This is a genomic window from Burkholderia sp. 3C, from assembly GCF_054589155.1.
This window is the reverse complement of record NZ_BAAILN010000107.1, coordinates 164,493-181,714: the sequence shown is the minus strand read 5'-3', so window position 1 is coordinate 181,714 and position 17,222 is coordinate 164,493. Positions and strand designations below refer to the sequence as shown.

Annotated in this window: 12 protein-coding genes; 9 read left to right on the top strand and 3 right to left on the bottom strand. The window is 67.9% G+C overall.

Features of this window, described 5'->3' with window-relative positions; genetic code table 11:
• The first annotated feature begins 71 nt into the window (after window positions 1-71).
• The 4 genes from ACYP33_RS21515 to ACYP33_RS21500 all read left to right on the top strand — a co-directional run bounded on the left by ACYP33_RS21515 (window position 72) and on the right by ACYP33_RS21500 (window position 4,724).
• The gene (locus tag ACYP33_RS21515; protein WP_459623931.1) at window positions 72-986 is read left to right on the top strand and encodes a hypothetical protein; all 915 of its coding nucleotides are present in this window, start codon (window positions 72-74) and stop codon (window positions 984-986) included.
• Between the two features lie 67 nt (window positions 987-1,053).
• Window positions 1,054-1,644, top strand: a complete 591-nt coding sequence (locus ACYP33_RS21510; protein ID WP_459623838.1) for a hypothetical protein — start codon at window positions 1,054-1,056, stop codon at window positions 1,642-1,644.
• 113 nt (window positions 1,645-1,757) lie between these two features.
• Window positions 1,758-2,993 (top strand): MFS transporter, encoded by a 1,236-nt coding sequence (locus ACYP33_RS21505; protein ID WP_459623837.1) that lies wholly within the window; start codon window positions 1,758-1,760, stop codon window positions 2,991-2,993.
• Between the two features lie 219 nt (window positions 2,994-3,212).
• Complete coding sequence (locus tag ACYP33_RS21500) at window positions 3,213-4,724, top strand: sensor domain-containing diguanylate cyclase (RefSeq protein WP_459623836.1); 1,512 nt, start codon at window positions 3,213-3,215, stop codon at window positions 4,722-4,724.
• 39 nt (window positions 4,725-4,763) lie between these two features.
• On the opposite strand, the gene ACYP33_RS21495 is transcribed toward ACYP33_RS21500, so the two are convergent.
• Window positions 4,764-6,656 (bottom strand): methyl-accepting chemotaxis protein, encoded by a 1,893-nt coding sequence (locus tag ACYP33_RS21495; protein WP_459623835.1) that lies wholly within the window; start codon window positions 6,654-6,656, stop codon window positions 4,764-4,766.
• A gap of 256 nt (window positions 6,657-6,912) precedes the next feature.
• Window positions 6,913-7,929, bottom strand: a complete 1,017-nt coding sequence (locus ACYP33_RS21490) for a zinc-dependent alcohol dehydrogenase family protein (protein ID WP_459623834.1) — start codon at window positions 7,927-7,929, stop codon at window positions 6,913-6,915.
• Between the two features lie 289 nt (window positions 7,930-8,218).
• Here ACYP33_RS21490 and ACYP33_RS21485 point away from each other — a divergent pair, with 289 nt between their 5' ends.
• Entirely contained in the window at window positions 8,219-9,178 is a 960-nt protein-coding gene (locus ACYP33_RS21485; RefSeq protein WP_459623833.1) for an AraC-like ligand-binding domain-containing protein, read from the top strand.
• A 32-nt stretch (window positions 9,179-9,210) separates the two neighbouring features.
• On the opposite strand, the gene ACYP33_RS21480 is transcribed toward ACYP33_RS21485, so the two are convergent.
• The gene (locus tag ACYP33_RS21480; protein WP_459623930.1) at window positions 9,211-10,167 is read right to left on the bottom strand and encodes a GlxA family transcriptional regulator; all 957 of its coding nucleotides are present in this window, start codon (window positions 10,165-10,167) and stop codon (window positions 9,211-9,213) included.
• A 129-nt stretch (window positions 10,168-10,296) separates the two neighbouring features.
• Here ACYP33_RS21480 and ACYP33_RS21475 point away from each other — a divergent pair, with 129 nt between their 5' ends.
• From ACYP33_RS21475 to ACYP33_RS21460, 4 genes are all read left to right on the top strand, one after another.
• The gene (locus ACYP33_RS21475) at window positions 10,297-11,541 is read left to right on the top strand and encodes an MFS transporter (RefSeq protein WP_459623832.1); all 1,245 of its coding nucleotides are present in this window, start codon (window positions 10,297-10,299) and stop codon (window positions 11,539-11,541) included.
• Complete coding sequence (locus ACYP33_RS21470) at window positions 11,538-12,749, top strand: efflux RND transporter periplasmic adaptor subunit (RefSeq protein ID WP_459623929.1); 1,212 nt, start codon at window positions 11,538-11,540, stop codon at window positions 12,747-12,749. The genes ACYP33_RS21475 and ACYP33_RS21470 overlap by 4 nt, the downstream gene beginning before the upstream one ends.
• 8 nt (window positions 12,750-12,757) lie before the next feature.
• The gene (locus ACYP33_RS21465) at window positions 12,758-15,901 is read left to right on the top strand and encodes an efflux RND transporter permease subunit (RefSeq protein WP_459623831.1); all 3,144 of its coding nucleotides are present in this window, start codon (window positions 12,758-12,760) and stop codon (window positions 15,899-15,901) included.
• The coding region (locus ACYP33_RS21460; RefSeq protein WP_459623830.1) for an efflux transporter outer membrane subunit at window positions 15,898-17,222 on the top strand (1,325 nt) is incomplete at its 3' end. The genes ACYP33_RS21465 and ACYP33_RS21460, both read left to right, overlap by 4 nt.

Here is a 17,222-nt window from a genome sequence, read left to right as displayed (position 1 = left end):
GGGAAACCGGACAGCGGCTGTCCGGTTTCCCGACATCGCCATCCCGCATCGGCGCGTGGGCGCCTGTCCGTATGGGACTTCCCGGCATGGCATGGAGCTTGCAAAAGACGCTCCATGTCTTCAAGGAGTGGAACATGCCAGTGAATCCGAAGCCCTCATGCAGCCGCCTTGCCACCCGCATCCTGAGCGCCGCGAGCCTCGCCGCGCTCGTCGTGGCGAACCCCGCCTCGGCGGCCCAGGCCGACACCGGGCGGCCCATCGCGCCGCCGCCCCCGGCCGCGACCGGCGCGCCGCCGCCGGCCCCTGCGCTCGATGCCGCCACGGGGGCACCGCCTGCGCCTGTCCCCGCGCTCGGTGCCCCCACGGCAGCGGCGCCTGTGCCTGCGCCGCCGGTGCGCGGCCCCGGGCGGCCCGGCGCCAGCGATGCGCCCGCGACCGCGCAAGGCGTCGTGGCGCGCTTTCTGATCAACCCGGATGGCGAGGTCGACAGCCTGTTGACACGTGACGGCACGCTGGTCCGCTTCCCGCCGCACCTGGGTGAGCAGCTTGTCTCGATGGTGCGCCCGGGCGACAACGTGCGGATCGGCGGATCGCGCGATGCGGGCGGCGCGCTCACGGCGCAGCGCATCACCGACCTGCGCAGCGGTCGGCAACTGGTGGATCAGCCGCCGTTGCCGGGCAACCCGCCGCTGCCGCCCGATCTGCACGGCGCGGCGCTGTCGCGTCTCGATGCGCAAGGCCAGGTGGCGCACGTCACGACCACGCCGCGCGGCGAGCCGGACGGCGTGATCCTGGCCGACGGCACCGTGATCCGCATGACGCCGCCGATCGCCCAGCAATTTCCCGCGCTCGTGCAAACCGGCGCGACGGTATCGGCGCAAGGGTACGGCACGCGCACCCGATACGGCACGGCACTGCAGGCCACCGCATTCGGCGCGCCCGGCGAGCTGACGATGCTCTACGACCGCGCGCCGCCCGCGCCTTGAGCGAGGCGCGATACCCGCTCACGAACCGCATTCCGGTTTCCCTCACCGTCGAACAAGGAGTCACGACATGCATTGGATCGATCCCGAGAGCCTTCCCGAAGTTCGCGGCAAGGTCACGCGTTTTCTTCTGAACGCCCATGGCGAACTGGATGGCCTGGTGTTGGGCGCGCGTTCGCCGCAGCAGGTCCCGCCGCAGCAGGTCCATTTCCCGCCGCACTTGTCGCGGCAGGTTGCACGCTCGATTGCCGTGGGCGACGAGGTGCGCGTGCGTGGCGTGAAGGCACGCGGCGCCCCCTTGCTCGCCGCCGTTTCGATCACGACGACGGCCGGCAAGCTGATCCTGGACGAAGGCCCGCATCACGACGGCGAGAAGCCGCCGCGCCCGGAAGCCGGGCGCAGCCCGATGGAGGCGAGCGGCGAAGTGCTGTTGTCGCTCTACGGCCCGAAAGGCGAGTTGCGCGGTGCGCTGTTGAGCGACGGCACGTCGCTGCGCATGCCGCCGCACGCCGCTGCCGAACTGGCGTCGTACCTTGAGCCGGGCGCGCACGTCCAGGCGTGGGGGCAGGGCGTGACCAACCGGCACGGGCGAACCGTCGAGGTCGACGAAATCGCCGAACTGGTCGATGAGGACACCGTCGCGTCGGCGCTCGACGCATAGCGGGCACGTGCATGTCGAGCCGGGTTCGTTGCGGATCGGCATGCATCGTGCGCCGGCCTTGTGTGAGTCGATGCCGGTCACCCGCATGGGACCGACCATGAGAGGAGCGAGCGATGAATCCGCTTTACGCGCTGGAAGGGCTCAACTTCTTCATGGCCGATGTCCAGGCCGGCATCGGCCCGTTTCTCGGCGTCTTTCTGCAGGCGCGTGGCTGGCACGCCGACGCGATCGGCATGGTGATGACGCTCGGCGGCATCGCGGGCATGCTCGCCACCTCGCCGGCCGGTGCGCTGGTCGACGCCACCCGTCACAAGCGCGGCGTCATCGTGGCGGCGGCGGTGATGACGACCCTCGCCTCGCTGGTGCTGTGGGCGGCCCACGCGTACTGGATGGTCGCGGCATCGCAAATCCTCACGGCGGTGACGGGCGCCGTGCTCGGGCCTGCCGTGGCGGGCATGACGCTCGGTATCGTGCAGGCGCGCGGTTTCGATCGGCAGTTCGGGCGCAACCAGGTGGCCAATCACGCGGGTAACGTGGTCGGTGCGGCGCTGTCGGGGTGGCTGGGCTGGCGTTACGGCTTCGGCGCTGTGTTCGCGCTCACGGGCGTGTTCGGCGTGATGGCGATGATCGCCACCTTGCTGATCCGACGCGATTGCATCGATCACGACCGTGCCCGAGGCTTGAGCGCGGGTTCGACCACGCAGGCGCACGAGCCGGCGAGCGGCTTGCGGGTGCTCCTGACATGTCGCCCGCTGTTGCTGCTGTCCGCCGCGCTGGCGATGTTCCACCTCGGCAATGCCGCGATGCTGCCGCTCTATGGCCTGGCGGTGGTGGCCGCTCACCAGGGCGACCCGAGCGCGTTCACCGCGCAGACGATCGTGGTGGCGCAACTCGTGATGGTGTTGGCCGCCTGCGTGGCGAACCGGCTGATCCTGCGCATCGGATACTGGCGCGTGATTCTGATCACGTTGCTGGCGCTGCCGCTGCGCGGGCTGGCGGCGGCGCTGTTCATTTCCGCCTGGGGCGTGTGGCCCGTGCAGGTGCTTGATGGCATCGGCGCGGGGCTGCAAGGCGTCGCGGTGCCGGCGCTCATCGTGCGGCTGCTGCAGGGCACCGGGCGCGTCAACGTCGGGCAGGGCGTGGTGATGACCGTGCAGGGTGCCGGCGCGGCCCTGAGCCCCGCGCTCGGGGGCGTGCTCGCGCAGCACTTCGGCTACGCCACGGCATTCCTCGCGCTGGGCGCGGTGTCGATGGGCTCGCTCACGCTGTGGATGGTGTTCGGCACGTCCTTGAGGCAGGCATGCGGCGTTCATGACGATCCCGACCGCCCGAACTCGCTCGCGACATGATGCGGATTTCGTCGCGGGCGGTTGCCGAACCTCGGCGTTCCGACACGCGATAAGTCATACGAAACATATCCCTGCCGGCCTGACCGCAACCGTTTGCGCGCAGGCGCTGCCGATTCGCATCGTCCACCGACCTCGATTTCCCGGCCCGCTTGCCGTTAACAAGGATTTCCCGCCGCCTTGCGTAGTGCATTGCATCGGATAGTCCTTACGAGCGTGAGCATGCCAGCCTCCACACCCATCGAGAAAATTGCCGACTGGGCGGGACGAAACCATCTCGTCGTCGGTGCGCTGGGCACGCTGATGTCGCTCGCCGCGCTGAGCCTGAACGCCATGACGCTCTGGGCAATGAGAACCGGGGTCGTCGAGCATGCGCACGAAAGCTCGCTCAACGTCGCCGCCGTGCTGGCCAGCGAGATCGGCAGGACCGTCGAAACCTCCAACAACGCCTTGGTGGTGCTGGCATCCGATCTCGGCAGGCCCGAGATCCAGCGCATGGATGCCAGGCTGCGGCACGATCTGCTGTTTCAGCGCGGGCCCGCCCAATACGTGACCGGCATCGGCGTGACCGACCGGAACGGCCACGTGATCGACGGATGCTGCAGCTCGACGCACCAATGGGATTTCAGCGACCGGGACTATTTCACGGTGCATCGCGACGCCGCGAACGTCGGCCTTTATGTCTCCGAACCGTATCGTGCCCGCGTGCGCAACGGCATGGCGTCGATCGCGTTGTCGCGCCGCATCGAGCTGCCGGACCACACGTTCAACGGCATCGCGGTGGTGGCCATCGATATCACGTACTTCGATCAGTTGCTGGCCCGGCTGAACGTCGGGAAGAACGGCATCAGCGCGATCCTGCGCGCGGACGGCACCATCCTGGCCAGAAATCCGCCGCTGGGCGGCCACCAGATGGTCCGCCTGAGCGCATCGCAGCCCTTCGAACGCATGCTCAAGCAGGATTCGGGGTTCTATACGGACTACTCACGTATCGACGGCACCTTGCGGCTCTATACGTATCACCACGTGCCCGGTACGCCGCTGATTGCCGTCGTCGCCCCCGCCGAACGCAGCGTCCTCGCCGGCTTCATGCGCATGTCATGGTCGGTGGGCGTGTCGGCCTCGCTGATCTGCACGCTGTTCTGCGCCGTGGTGTGGCTGCTCGCGTTCGCGTTGAAAAACAACCTGCGCAAGCAGCGGCTGCTGACCGATCTGAGCCGCACCGATCCGCTCACGGGCCTGCAAAACCGCCGCGCGCTCGACATCGCGCTGGCCAACGAATGGGAGCGCTTGCAGCGCAACAACGGTGGCGACGGCGGCAGCCTGTCCGTGCTGTTCATCGACGTCGATCACTTCAAGCAGTACAACGACCGATTCGGGCATGCACAGGGCGATACGGCGCTGCGCTTCCTCGCCGAATGCATTCGGGCCCACACGCAGCGGCGTGCCGATATCGTCGCGCGTTACGGCGGCGAGGAATTCGTCGCGGTGTTGCCGAACACCGATGAAAGCGGCGCCGCAACCGTGGCCGAGGCGATCCGTGCGGAAGTGGAGCGCAACCGGCTTGCCGATTTCGTCGAGTCGACGCCGCCATTCACGGTCAGCATGGGTTACGCGACCGGGCATCGCGGCCGCCCGGCATCGATCGATGAACTGACGCAATCGGCGGACTCGGCGCTGTATCGCGCCAAGCGCGAAGGCCGAAACCGCGTGTGTTGCGCGCAGGAAGCGTAGCGTCCCCGGCCCGGGTGGGCCGGGGTTGCGGCGCAGCGCTTAACGTTCCAGGCGGAACAGGCTGACCGTCTCGTGAAGCTGCTGCCCCTGCGCGTTCAGGGATTCCGACGCCGCCGCGATTTCCTCGACGAGCGCCGCGTTCTGCTGCGTCGATTGATCCATGGTGGACACCGCGGTGTTGATTTCGTCGATCGCGCGGGTCTGCTCGTGCGCGGCCGCCGCGATATCGGTGGTGATGGCCGCCACGCTGCGCACCGCGCTGTTCAGCTCGGTGATCGTCTTGCCGGCCACGGCGATTTGCGAGGCGCCCGTGCGCACGTTGCCCACCGAGGCTTCCAGCAGGCCCTTGATCTCCTTGGCCGAGGCCGTCGAGCGCTGCGCGAGGTTGCGGACCTCGGTGGCCACCACGGCGAAGCCGCGGCCGCTTTCGCCCGCGCGCGCCGATTCCACGGCCGCGTTGAGCGCGAGGATATTGGTCTGGAAGGCGATCGATTCGATGATCCCGACGATGCCGATGATGCGCTCCGATTCGCTGACGGCCGCTTCCATGGTTTTCGCCGCGTCGGTCACGGCCTCGTCGCCGCGTCGCGCCACGCTCACCGCGTCGGTGGCGATGGTGTTCGCATGCTTGGCGCGATCGGCCGCCTCGCGCACGGTGCCGGCCAACTGTTCCATGCTGGCGGCCGTTTGCTGGATCGAGGCGGCCTGCTGCTCGGTGCGCGCCGACAAGTCGATATTGCCGGCCGACACTTCGCGCGCGGCGGTCTGGAACTGCGTGCTGCTCGACGCCACCTTGATCAGCACGCCGTGCAGCTTTTCGACAAACGCATTGAAGCGTTGGGCCAACTGTGCGACTTCGTCCTTGCCGGCCACCGGCAGGCGTGTGGTGAGATCGCCGTCGCCCTCGGCGATCTCGTGCATCGATCCGGCCAGCGCGCGCAGCGGCACCGTGATGCGGCGGCTCAGGATCACCGTGAACAGCAGGGCCGCGCCGAGCACCAGCAAGCCGGTCAGGAACAGGATCGCGGCCAGCCGGTTCGCGCCCGCCATCATTTCGCTGCGCGGTTCGAGGGCGTAGTAGCGCCAGCCGTTCTTCGGCGAGGTGTAGGCGTAGGCCTCGTAGACGGTGGAGCCGAACCGCACCGCGCTGCGTCCGTCGGTGGCCGAGGCGAGTTGCTGGTAGCCGTCGCCGAGGCTGGCGAGATCCTTGAATTCGTGCGTCTTGTCGCGCGGATCGATCAGCACCTTGCCGTTGTTGTCCGCCACCAGCAGGTAGCCGGTGTCGCCGAAACGGATGCCGCTGGTCAGGCTGGCGAAACCGGTCAGCGACAGGTCGCCTTCCAGCACGCCGATGATCGCGCCGTTCGCGGCCTTGACCACCTTGGCGAACGGAATGATCGCGCCGCCGGAGCCGGCCGCGCTGAGGTACGGGGCGGGGCGCACGACGCGATCGGGGTCCGTCATCGCCAGCTTGTACCAGGGCCGCTCGCGCGGGTCGTAGTGGTTGCCGTTCATGCTCTCGATCGGCCACTGGACGTAGCCGCCCGTTTGCGTGCCGATGTCGAGGTAGCGCAGGTCCGGATGCGCGTCGCCGAACTGCTTGAGCAACGCAAAGATGGTCTGCTCGACCCCGCCGTTCTTGTCGGGCGTCATCATCCCGCCACCGGCCAGGTAGTTGGTGATCGAAGCGTCGGCGGCAAGCAATTGCGCCGTGCCGACCAGATAGCCGAGGTTCTGCTCGACGCCCTTGAAGGTGCCGTCGAGCGATTCGTCGGCCTGGGCGATGCGCGACTGGCTCGACTGCTCGAAATTGCGGGCCGCTTCGGTCCGGACGTTGATCACGCTGACGGCCGTCAGGGCGGCGATACTGAGCGCGAGCGCCGCGCCGAACGAAAGGCCGATCTTGAGGCCCACGGAGTTGGAAAGAGTCATCGGCATCGGGGCTGGACAGAGAGCAGGGCGGGATTTGACCTACTTGTCGGCAGCCTGGGCCGGTTCTTTAATCGCGCAGGCGGAAACCGTCCGGATGCGACGAAATCTGTCGGATTTTGGCGGTATTCATGACTCGTGGGTGGTTGAATCGGGCGCTGCTCGCACGCGATTCGTCAGATCATTTCCGCGCTGCGCTGCCATGCGTCGAGGAGAACGTCATGGCAACCCTGCTCGGCCCGCGCCGGGGCCGAACGGCTTAGACCGTCACCACGATCTTCCCGACCTGCTCGCTGCGTTCCATGTAGCGATGCGCCTCGACGATATCGGCGAGCGCAAACGTCCTGGCGATCCGGGGCTTCAACTGGCCGCCCTTGATCTTGTCGTAGACGTATCGCACGGCCTGTTCACGCAACTGCGGAACCAGCGTCACGCCGAACACCGAGTAGCCCATCATCTTGAAGCTCCGGCGCTGCGCGCCGAGCCGCCAGGCTTCGTAGATCGGAAACGCGGGCACCTGGTTCGAGAGCAGGCCGTAGACGATGATCAGCGCGTCGTCGGCCGTCGCCATGGCGAGATCGGCGATGGCGGGGCCGCCCACGCTGTCGAAGATCACCTTGGCGCCCACGCCGCCCGTGATCTCCAGGATGCGGGCCGTCAGGTCCGGCTCTTCCTCGCTGACGATCACGTGCGCCGCGCCCAGTTCGAGCAAGCGATCGCGCTTGGCGGCCGAGCGCGTGATGGCGATCGGGATGCCGCCTTCGGCCTTGACGATCTGGATCGCGCCGGGGCCGACCGAGCCGGCGGCGGCCGTCATGACCACGAAATCGCCCGGCGCGATGGCGGCGTGATGCACCAGCGCGCCCCAGGCCGTGATGTATTGCATCCAGATGCTGGCGCCTTCCTCGAACGACAGGTGCTCGGGGTAGGGGGCCAGCAGCTCCGCCGGAACGATCGCGACCTCGCCGTACACGCCGTAATCGGTCAGCGAGAATGCCGGCACGGTGGAGCGGATCTGGCCGACCAGGGCCGGATCGACGCCCGGGCCGACGGCCTCGACGACGCCCGAGGCCTCGTAGCCGTTGCGGGCCGGGAAGCTCGGCGAGACGTAGTACTCGTCCTTGCGGAACATGATCTCGCCATAGCTCAGGCCGATCGCCTTGACGCGCAGGCGCGCCTCGCCGGGGCCGGGTTCCGGCAACGGCAGGGTATCCACGCTCAAGACTTCCGGGCCGCCGGCCTCATGGAATTGAACGATTTTCACCAGTTCCGACATCGTGATTCTCCATACGTTTGAGCGAGCGCCGGCGGGATCGCCGGGCGAACGAGGCAGTCGGGGAACGCGCCCGCGATGTGCGTGCGGCGGGCGGCACCCCTTGCGCCGAATCCCGACAGCGTAGAGGCGCCCGATCGAGCCGTCTTGCCTGCGCCGGCCCGGATTCGTGTCCGTGGCGGCCGATCGCGAGCCAAGCGCTACGGCATCGACACCGGCACTCGATCCCGCCCTCAACGAGCGAACCGGAAATGTCGGAAAATGCTCGGCTCACCGTATCAAGGAGCCCGCCATGAACCGGCTGTCTTTCTCCACCTCGAGCCTGGCCGGAACGGCGCGTGCGAACTACTGGGCCTCGCTGGTCTGCGATACCTTCGTCGAGCTGGATTGCGACGTGCCGACGCCCGACCGCTTCGACGGCCGGCTGGAGTGCCTGGAGGCGGGTGAACTGCAGATGTTTCAGATCGCGTCGTCGGCGCATGGGGTCGCGCGCACGCGCTCGCGCATTGCGCGCTCGGCGCGCGACGATTTCCTGCTGACCCTGCAGACGGCGGGCCGTGGCCAGGCCCGGCAGGGCGGGCGGCAGGCGGTGATGGAGCCGGGCGATTTCACGCTGGTGGACACCACGCGCCCCTACGATTTGCGCTTCGACCGCGATTTCGGCCAGATCGTGATGCGCCTGCCGCGCAAGCTGCTCCTCGGCAGGCTCGCCACGGCCGAAGATCTCACCGCGCAGCGCGTGGCGGGCGATCGCGGCGTGGGCCGGCTGGCGTCGAGCTACCTTCGGCAGATCCCGGCCGAACTCGACGCCATCGATCCGGCCTACCTGGGCCGGGTGCACGATGCCGCGCTCGATCTGATCGCCACGGCGCTGGGCGCGGGCCTGGACGCCCCGCTGCACGCCGGCGAGCGTCATGTCGCGCTGCGGCGCCGGATCCTGGCGTATCTCGAACAGCATCTTTCGGATCCCGAACTGAACAGCGAATCGATCGCGGCGGCGCACGGCATCTCGGCCCGGCAACTGAGCCGGCTGTTCGAGGGAACCGGCGTGCGCGTGTCGCAACGGCTCTGGTCCGGCCGAATCGAGCAGGCGCGCCGCGATCTCGCCGATCCGTTGCGCACGCATCTATCCATCACGCGCATCGGCCATGACGCGGGGTTCAAGGACGCCGCGCATTTCAGCCGTCAGTTCAAGTCGGCGCTCGGCGAAACGCCACGCGATTTCCGCGCCCGGGTTCACGCTGGCGCATAGCGCGGGGCGGGCGATCCGGCTGCGCGGCGCGATCAGTGGCCGGCATCCGGCTCGGTGGCGCCATGGGTGGCGTGCCGAATCACCTGCGGCGACTGTCCGAACGCGCGGATGAAGGCGCGGCGCATGCGCCCGGAATCGCCGAAGCCCGTCTGCTGTGCCACCGCCTCGATTGGATGATCGCTGTCTTCCATCAGGATGCGCGCCGCCTCGACGCGCAGGTTCTCGACGGCCCTGGCCGGCGATTGCCCGGTCTCTTCCTGGAAGATGCGGCTGAATTGCCGTGGGCTCAGATTCGCGACCTCGGCCAGCTCGTCGATGCTCAGACGATGGGTTAGATGACGGCGCGCATAGGTGACGACCTTCTGGATCCGATCCGACTTCGGTTCCAGTTCGAGCAGCGTCGAATACTGCGTCTGCCCGCCGCTGCGGCGGTGGTACATGACAAAAAAGCGCGCGATGGTGCGCGCGAGATCGATGCCGAAATCGTCCTCGATGAACGCCAGCGCCAGATCGAGCCCGGCGGTGCTGCCCGCGCAGGTCCAGATCGGGCCGTCCGACATGAAGATCCGGTTTTCCTCCACCTTGATGGCCGGATAGCGCTCCTGCAACAGCCGGGCGCTGCCCCAATGGGTCGTGGCGCTGCGGCCTTCCAGCAGCCCGGCCGCCGCCAGCGCGAACGCGCCGGTGCAGACGCTGGCGATCCGGCGGCTGCGCTGCGGCGCGCCGCGAAGGAACGCGACGATGTCCGGCTCCGGCTCCACCGGGCCGCCGCACACGATGAGCAGATCGAACAACGCGTCGGAGAACGGTTCCGAGTCGATCGACACGCCGATCGGCCCGCGTAACGGGCCGCCCGACTTCGACAGCACCCGCACCTCGTAGATCGTCCGGCCGGCGTGACGGTTGGCGACATCGAACGCGCCCGCGACGGCGATCTGCAGCGGCGTGAACCCCTGGTAAAACACGAACCCCACTTTTTGTGTCTTCATCGCAGCAATCGGAATGTCCTGAATTGCACGCAGTATGACATTTGTGACATCGCGTCTCAACGGGATACTGGGCACGACCGGAACCGGACTTTTCCGGACGGCCTGCACTGAATTCCCTGTGGAAAAGCGATGAGCATTCAACCTGGCAAACACACTGTTTCGACCCGAGGCGGCGCGGCGGAGGCTGCGGACCACGCCTCGCTGGTGCCGATCTACTGCATGGCACTGGGTACCTTCGCGATCGGCACCGAGGTGTACATGATCGCGCCGCTGCTGCCGCGCATGGCGGTGGATTTCGGGCGATCGCTGTCGGCGGTCGCGCTGCTGATCACGGTGTTCACCCTCACGCTGGCGCTGAGTTCGCCGATCCTGACGGTGCTCGGCGCGCGCCTGAACCGGCGCAAGCTGCTGCTCGCGGCGATCGGCGTATTCGCGGCGGGCAACTTCGTCGCGTGGGCCTCGACCGATTTCTTCGGCATCCTGATGGCCCGGATCATTCTCGCCATCTCGGCGGGGCTGTACGTGCCCAACGCCAGCGCGCTGGCCGGCGTGACGGTCGGGCCGAATCGCCGCGCCACGGCGCTGGCCATCGTCAACAGCGGCACGACCATCGCGGTGGCGCTGGGCTTGCCGCTGGGTTCGCTGATCGGCAACGCGTTCGGCTGGCGCATGACGTTCCTGGCGGTGGGCGTGATGGCGATCATCGCGGCCGTCGGCATCGCCATGGGCGTGCCCGCCACGGTGGGCGACGGCCTGCGCGTGCCCGGCTTCCGCGAGCGCGTGACGACCGCGACCCGCCCCCGGGTCTGGATGACCTTGCTGGTGACGCTTCTGTGGGCCGCCGCGGTCTACACCGCCTATCCGATGATTGCGCCGTTCCTGGTGGAGGTCGCCAAGGTCAGCGGCTGGGGGATCACGGCGATGCTGTCGTTGTGGGGCGTGTCGGCCGCCGCGGGCGTGCTGGCCAGCGGCAAGCTCACCGATCGTTTCGGTTCGACGGCGATCATCATCGCCGCGCTCGCGTTCGGCATCCTCGCGTTCCTGTTTCTGGCGGCCATCGCGTTCTCAGCGCCCGCCCACCCTGTGCTGCCGGTTGCGATCGGGCTGGTGTGCTGGGGCTTTTCCGCGTGGGGCGTGGTGCCGGCCCTGATGGCGCGGCTGGTCAAGGCCGGCGGCGTGTCCGAAGCGCCGATCTCGCTGTCGCTGAATTATTCGGTGATGTACGCCGGCTTCTCGCTGGGGAGCTGGATCGGCGCGCGCATCGTGGCCCAGGGCGGGATTCATGGCATCGACCTGATCGCGGCGTGTCTCGAAGCCGCCGCGCTGATCTTCTTCCTGCTCACCAGGCACATCATCGACAGGAGCCGGACATGAACGATCATTCAACCCGCAAGCGCGAAGTCAAAGGCTGGATCCTCTCCGGCGCGGCGCTGGCCGTGATCGCGGCCGCCGTGCTGGGCGGGCCGCGCGTGCTGGGCGGCAACGCCGGGGCGGCCGGGTCGGCCCAGCACGCGCCGGTGCCGAGCGTGGTGGTGGCCCGTCCGCTGCAGCGCGAGATCGACAGCCGGGTCGAATTCCAGGGCCGGCTTTCCGCGATCGAGCAGGTCGAGCTGCGCGCGCAGGTCGGCGGCACGCTGACGCGGATCGGCTTCAAGGACGGCAGCCTGGTGCGCAAGGGCGACGTGCTGTTCGAGATCGATCGCACGCCGTATGAAATCAAGCTGAACGAGGCGATCGCCCGGCTCGACGCCGCGCGGGCCAGGCTGACGCTCGCCAACCGGCAGTTCGGCCGCGCGCAGACCTTGCAGCAGAGCGGCGCGGGCACCACCGAGAACGCCGAGCAGCGCGATGCCGACCAGCGGGCGGCGAAAGCCGCGGTCGACGACGCCCAGGCCGAGTTGAACGATGCGCGCTTCGATCTCGATCATTGCCGTATCGTCGCGCCGTTCACCGGTCGGATCGGCACGCATCTGGTTTCCGTCGGCAATCTCATTTCGGGGAGCCGGGCCGGATCGAACCCGACCACGCTGCTGGCGACGCTCGTTTCGGTGAATCCCGTGCATCTGGACTTCGACATGAGCGAAGCCGACTACATGGCGTTTTCGCGGCGGCGCTTGACGCAGCCGGGGCCGCTGGCCAATGCCGTGCGGATCTCGCTCAGCGATGAACAGGGGTTCGGGCGGCAGGGCGCGCTCGACTTCCTGGACAACGCCATCGACCGGTCGAGCGGCACCATTCACGCCCGCGCAACCCTCGCCAACGACGACCTCCTGCTGACGCCGGGCGGCTTCGCGCGGGTGCGGGTGCAGCTCGCTCCGCCGAGCCCCGCGTTGCTCGTGCCCGACGCGTCGGTGCTGCCCGATCAGTCGGAGCACATCGTGCTGGTGGTGGGCGGCGACGACATCGTGAAGCCCAGGCGCGTGCGCATCGGCGATCTTCGCGGCGGGCTGAGGGTGATCCTCGGCGGCCTGCAGCCGACCGACCGGGTGATCGTGGCCGGCATGCCGGCGGCGAGCCCGGGGGCGAAGGTGTCGCCCCATGCCGGCGCGATCGACGACACCACCGAGCAGGGCGGAAGCTGAGCCAAGACATGAAACTCGCACACTTCTTCATCGACCGGCCGCGTTTCGCGGCCGTGATCAACGTCTTCATCACGGTGTTCGGGCTGGCGACGATGGCCTTCCTGCCGGTGGCCCAGTACCCGGATATCGTGCCGCCGACCGTGCAGGTCACCACCACCTACCCGGGGGCCTCCGCCGAAACGATTGCCCGAACCGTCGCGACGCCGCTCGAGCAATCGATCAACGGCGTCGAGAACATGGAGTACATCAGCAGCCAGTCCACCGGCAACGGCGCGCTGACGATCACCGTGACCTTCAAGGTGGGCACGGAAATGAACGCCGCGCTGATGCTCACGCAAAATCGCGTGGAGGATACCTTGTCGCGCCTGCCCGACGAGGTGCAGCGCCAGGGCGTGCAGGTCAAGAAGACCATCCCGGCGTTCCTGCTCGGCATCCATCCGTATTCGCCGGATGGCTCGCGCGATACGCAATACATCTCGAACTACATGATCCTGAACGTCAAGGACGAGATCGCGCGTCTGCCCGGCGTGTCGGATCTGCTCTCGCGCGGCGATCGGCAGTATGCGATGCGAATCTGGATCGACCCGGACAAGGCCGCGGCCAGCAACCTGAGCGCGAACGAGATCCTCGCCGCGCTGCGGGCGCAGAACGCCCAGGTTTCGGCAGGGGTCCTGAACGAACCGCCGGTGGCCTCGCGAGCCGCGTATCAGATCAACGTGGAAGCCCTGGGCCGGCTCGTCACGCCGGAGCAGTTCGCCAACGTCATCTTGAAGACGGACGCGCAGGGCAGGGTGACGCGCGTGCGCGATATCGGGCGGGTCGAACTCGGCGCGGTGGATTACCTGTCGACCGCCTATGCCGACCGCAGCCCGTCGGCGCCGCTGTTCGCGTTCGCGGTGCCGGGCTCGAACGTGGTGACGGTGGAGCACGCGATCATCGACAAGATGAAGCAGCTCTCGAAGCGCTTTCCTTCCGGGCTCGCCTACAAGATCTTCTACGACCCGACCACCTTCGTCAGCCAGTCGATTCACGAAGTCATCCTGACCATCGGCATTGCGATCCTGCTGGTGGTGGGGGTGGTCTACGTGTTCCTGCAAAGCTGGCGGGCGACCCTGATCCCGGTGGTGGCGATTCCCGTGTCGCTGGTGGGCGCGTTCACGATTCTTGCCGCGTTCGGCACGACCATCAACAACCTGTCGCTGTTCGGGCTGGTGCTGGCGGTGGGGATCGTGGTGGACGATGCGATCGTGGTGGTCGAGAACGTCGAGCGCAACATCGCGCTCGGCATGTCGCCGCGAGACGCGGCGCATCGCACCATGGACGAGGTGTCGGGGGCGCTGGTGGCGATCGCGCTGACGCTGTGCGCGGTGTTCGTGCCGTCGGCGTTCATCTCGGGCATCCCGGGGCTGTTCTTCAAGCAGTTCGCGATCACCATCTCGGCCTCGACGGTGATCTCCTGCTTCGTCTCGCTCACATTGAGCCCGGCGTTGTGCGCCGCCTTGCTGAAGGCGCATCCCGAGGGCGGGCGCCACGTCGCGCCGCGCGGGGTGGCGAAAATGGTTCAGGCGGGGTTCGGGCGCTTCAATGCGGCGTTCGATTGGCTGTCGCATCACTACGGCAGGATCACCGGCCGACTGGTGCGGGCCACGGCGATCGTCGCGGTGGTGTACCTCGGCCTGATTTCGCTGACGGGCGTGCAGTTCTCGCTGATGAGCACCGGCTTCATTCCCGAGCAGGACCAGGGCTACCTGATCGCGATTCTGAGCCTGCCGCCCGGCTCCAGCCTCGACCGCACCGATGCGGTGGTGCGTCAGGCCACCGACATCATCATGAGCACGCCGGGCATCGAGCACACCTCGCCGATGGCCGGCTACGACGCGACCACCTCGACGGTGTCGCCGAGCGCCGGGACCATCTTCATCGTGCTGCCGTCGATGGGCGGCCACGAGATTCGCGGCGTCAACGCGGAGAAGATGCTGGGGATCGTCAAGCAGCGCCTGGCCGTCATCAAGGACGCGCGCATCCTGGTGATCTCGCCGCCGCCGATCCAGGGCCTGGGCAGCGCCGGCGGTTTCAAGCTGATGCTGGAGGACCACGCCAACCTCGGCGCCGAAGCGTTGTCGCAGGCCGCCAACAAGCTCGTCGCGACGGCCAACAAGGACCCGGCGTTTCGCGGTGTGTTCACGCTCTACAACACGCGCGCGCCGTCGATCTTCACCGATATCGATCGCGTGAAGGCGGAGAAGGTGGGCCTGACCACCACCGACGTGTTCTCCACCTTGCAGCTTTATCTGGGCTCTCAATACGTGAACGATTTCAACTATCTGGGCCGGACCTTCCAGGTCTATGCCCAGGGCGATGACGCGTTCCGCGAGAACAGCGAGGAAATCGCGCGCCTGAAGGCGCGCAACGCCAGCGGAGACATGGTGCCGATCGGCTCGGTGGCCACCTTCAGGACGATGACCGCGCCGTATCGCGTGCCGCGCTACAACCTCTATCCGGCGGCCGAGGTACAGGGGGCGGCGGCGCCCGGCGTGTCGTCCGGCGACGCCATCGAGCGGATGTCCGAGCTTGCCGCCCAGGTATTGCCGCCCGGCATCGAATTCGAATGGACCGACCTGGCCTATCAGCAACAGAAACCGGGCGTGCCGACTCTGGCGATCTTCGCCGCCGCCGCGATCTTCGTGTTCCTGGTGCTCGCCGCGCAGTACGAAAGCTGGAAGACGCCGTTGTCAGTCGTGCTGATCGTTCCGATGTGCCTGCTGGCCTCCGCCACGGGGCTGCGTTTCAGGGGCTTGCCGATCGACATCCTGGCGCAGATCGGTTTCGTGGTGCTGGTCGGCCTGGCCGCGAAGAACGCCATCCTGATCGTCGAATTCGCCCGGCAGCGGCAGGACCACGACGGCGACACCGCCGAGGAGGCGGCGACGCAGGCGGCGCGCACCCGCTTGCGGCCGATCCTGATGACCTCGTTCGCCTTCATTCTCGGGGTCGCGCCGCTGGCGGTGGCCACGGGGGCCGGCGCCGAAATGCGTCAGTCGCTGGGCACGGCGGTGTTGTTCGGCATGTTGGGGGTGACGGCTTTCGGGCTGGTCTTCACCCCGGCGTTCTACGCCGCGATACGCAAACTGGGTGGGAGGAGCAACGCATGAGCCGAAACCGAGGATGGGTCGCGGTGCTCGCATTGAGCGTGAGCGGTTGCGCGGTGGGGCCGGACTATACGCCGCCGAAAACGGACCTGAAGCCGTTTCACAACGCCGTGGCGGGCACGCCGCAAAAAGCGGGGCAAGCCGAACCGTCGATGGATCGCTGGTGGACCGGTTTCGACGATCCGGTGCTGACGGCGCTGGAGGCGCGCTCGCTCGAACAGAACCTCGACCTCGCGGCGGTGCTCGCGCGTGTGCGTCAGGCGCGGGCCGCGGCATCGGGCGCCGGCGCGGCGCTGCTGCCGAGCATCGATCTCGATGGGTCGAGCCACTACGAACATCAGAGCCTGCGCAGCCCCTTCGGGGCGGTCGCGTCCACCGTGCCCGGCTTTACACGCGATGGGCACGAGGATGCGATCGGGCCGTCGGCGAGCTGGGAGATCGATCTGTTCGGCGGCCTGCGGCGGGGCGCGGCCGCCGCGCGCGACGCAGCGCAGGCGGCCGAGGCCGATCGGGCCGGCATCCGCGTGATGGTGGTGGCGGACACGGCCGATACGTACTTGCAGATACGCGGCTATCAGGCACGCGTGGCTGTCGCGCAGGCGCAGATCGTGGCGGACGAACAGTTGCTCGAACTCGTCAGGCATCGATTGGCTGCGGGCGCCGCCACGCAACGGGAGATCGCGCAGACCGAAGCCTTGCTCGGACAGGCTCGCGCGAGCGTGCCCGTCTTGCGTCAAGGCCTGGAGGAGCAACTGAATCGCCTCGACGTGTTGACGGGTTCGCAGCCGGGCACCCAGGCCCAGGCGCTCGCCGTACCGGGCGAGATCCCGGAGATTCCGCCGATTCCCGCCAACCCGCAGCCGGTCGACATGTTGCGCCGTCGTCCGGACATCATCGCGGCGGAGCGGCGGCTTGCTGCGACCAACGAACAGATCGGCGCGGCCATCGGCGAGTACTACCCGAAGCTCTCGCTGTCGGGCGCGTTGGGGTTCGACAGCACGAGTGCGAGCCATCTGTTCGGTGCGTCGGCGTTTCAGGCGCTGGGCGGCGGGGCATTGCGCTGGCGGCTGTTCGATTTCGGGAAGGTCGATGCGGAAGTGGCCGAGGCGCGCGGGGCGAATGCCGAAGCGCTCGCGGTCTATCGAAAGGCGGTGCTGCATGCCGCCGAGGACGTGGAGAACGCCTTGTCCGGCCTGACGCAGAACCATGCGCGCCTGATCGAATTGCGCACCGAGGTGCGCTCGCTGATCGAGGCGCGCGATCTCGCGCGGCAGGCGTATCGGGCGGGGGCGATCACGCTGACCGATGTGCTGGATGCGGATCG

What these genes read in the sequence shown, in the direction of transcription:
- ACYP33_RS21515 (WP_459623931.1), top strand. Translation starts at nt 72, where the DNA reads ATGGGACTTCCCGGCATGGCATGGAGCTTGCAAAAGACGCTCCATGTC.
- ACYP33_RS21510 (WP_459623838.1), top strand. Translation starts at nt 1,054, where the DNA reads ATGCATTGGATCGATCCCGAGAGCCTTCCCGAAGTTCGCGGCAAGGTC.
- ACYP33_RS21505 (WP_459623837.1), top strand. Translation starts at nt 1,758, where the DNA reads ATGAATCCGCTTTACGCGCTGGAAGGGCTCAACTTCTTCATGGCCGAT.
- ACYP33_RS21500 (WP_459623836.1), top strand. Translation starts at nt 3,213, where the DNA reads ATGCCAGCCTCCACACCCATCGAGAAAATTGCCGACTGGGCGGGACGA.
- ACYP33_RS21495 (WP_459623835.1), bottom strand. Translation starts at nt 6,656, where the DNA reads ATGACTCTTTCCAACTCCGTGGGCCTCAAGATCGGCCTTTCGTTCGGC.
- ACYP33_RS21490 (WP_459623834.1), bottom strand. Translation starts at nt 7,929, where the DNA reads ATGTCGGAACTGGTGAAAATCGTTCAATTCCATGAGGCCGGCGGCCCG.
- ACYP33_RS21485 (WP_459623833.1), top strand. Translation starts at nt 8,219, where the DNA reads ATGAACCGGCTGTCTTTCTCCACCTCGAGCCTGGCCGGAACGGCGCGT.
- ACYP33_RS21480 (WP_459623930.1), bottom strand. Translation starts at nt 10,167, where the DNA reads ATGAAGACACAAAAAGTGGGGTTCGTGTTTTACCAGGGGTTCACGCCG.
- ACYP33_RS21475 (WP_459623832.1), top strand. Translation starts at nt 10,297, where the DNA reads ATGAGCATTCAACCTGGCAAACACACTGTTTCGACCCGAGGCGGCGCG.
- ACYP33_RS21470 (WP_459623929.1), top strand. Translation starts at nt 11,538, where the DNA reads ATGAACGATCATTCAACCCGCAAGCGCGAAGTCAAAGGCTGGATCCTC.
- ACYP33_RS21465 (WP_459623831.1), top strand. Translation starts at nt 12,758, where the DNA reads ATGAAACTCGCACACTTCTTCATCGACCGGCCGCGTTTCGCGGCCGTG.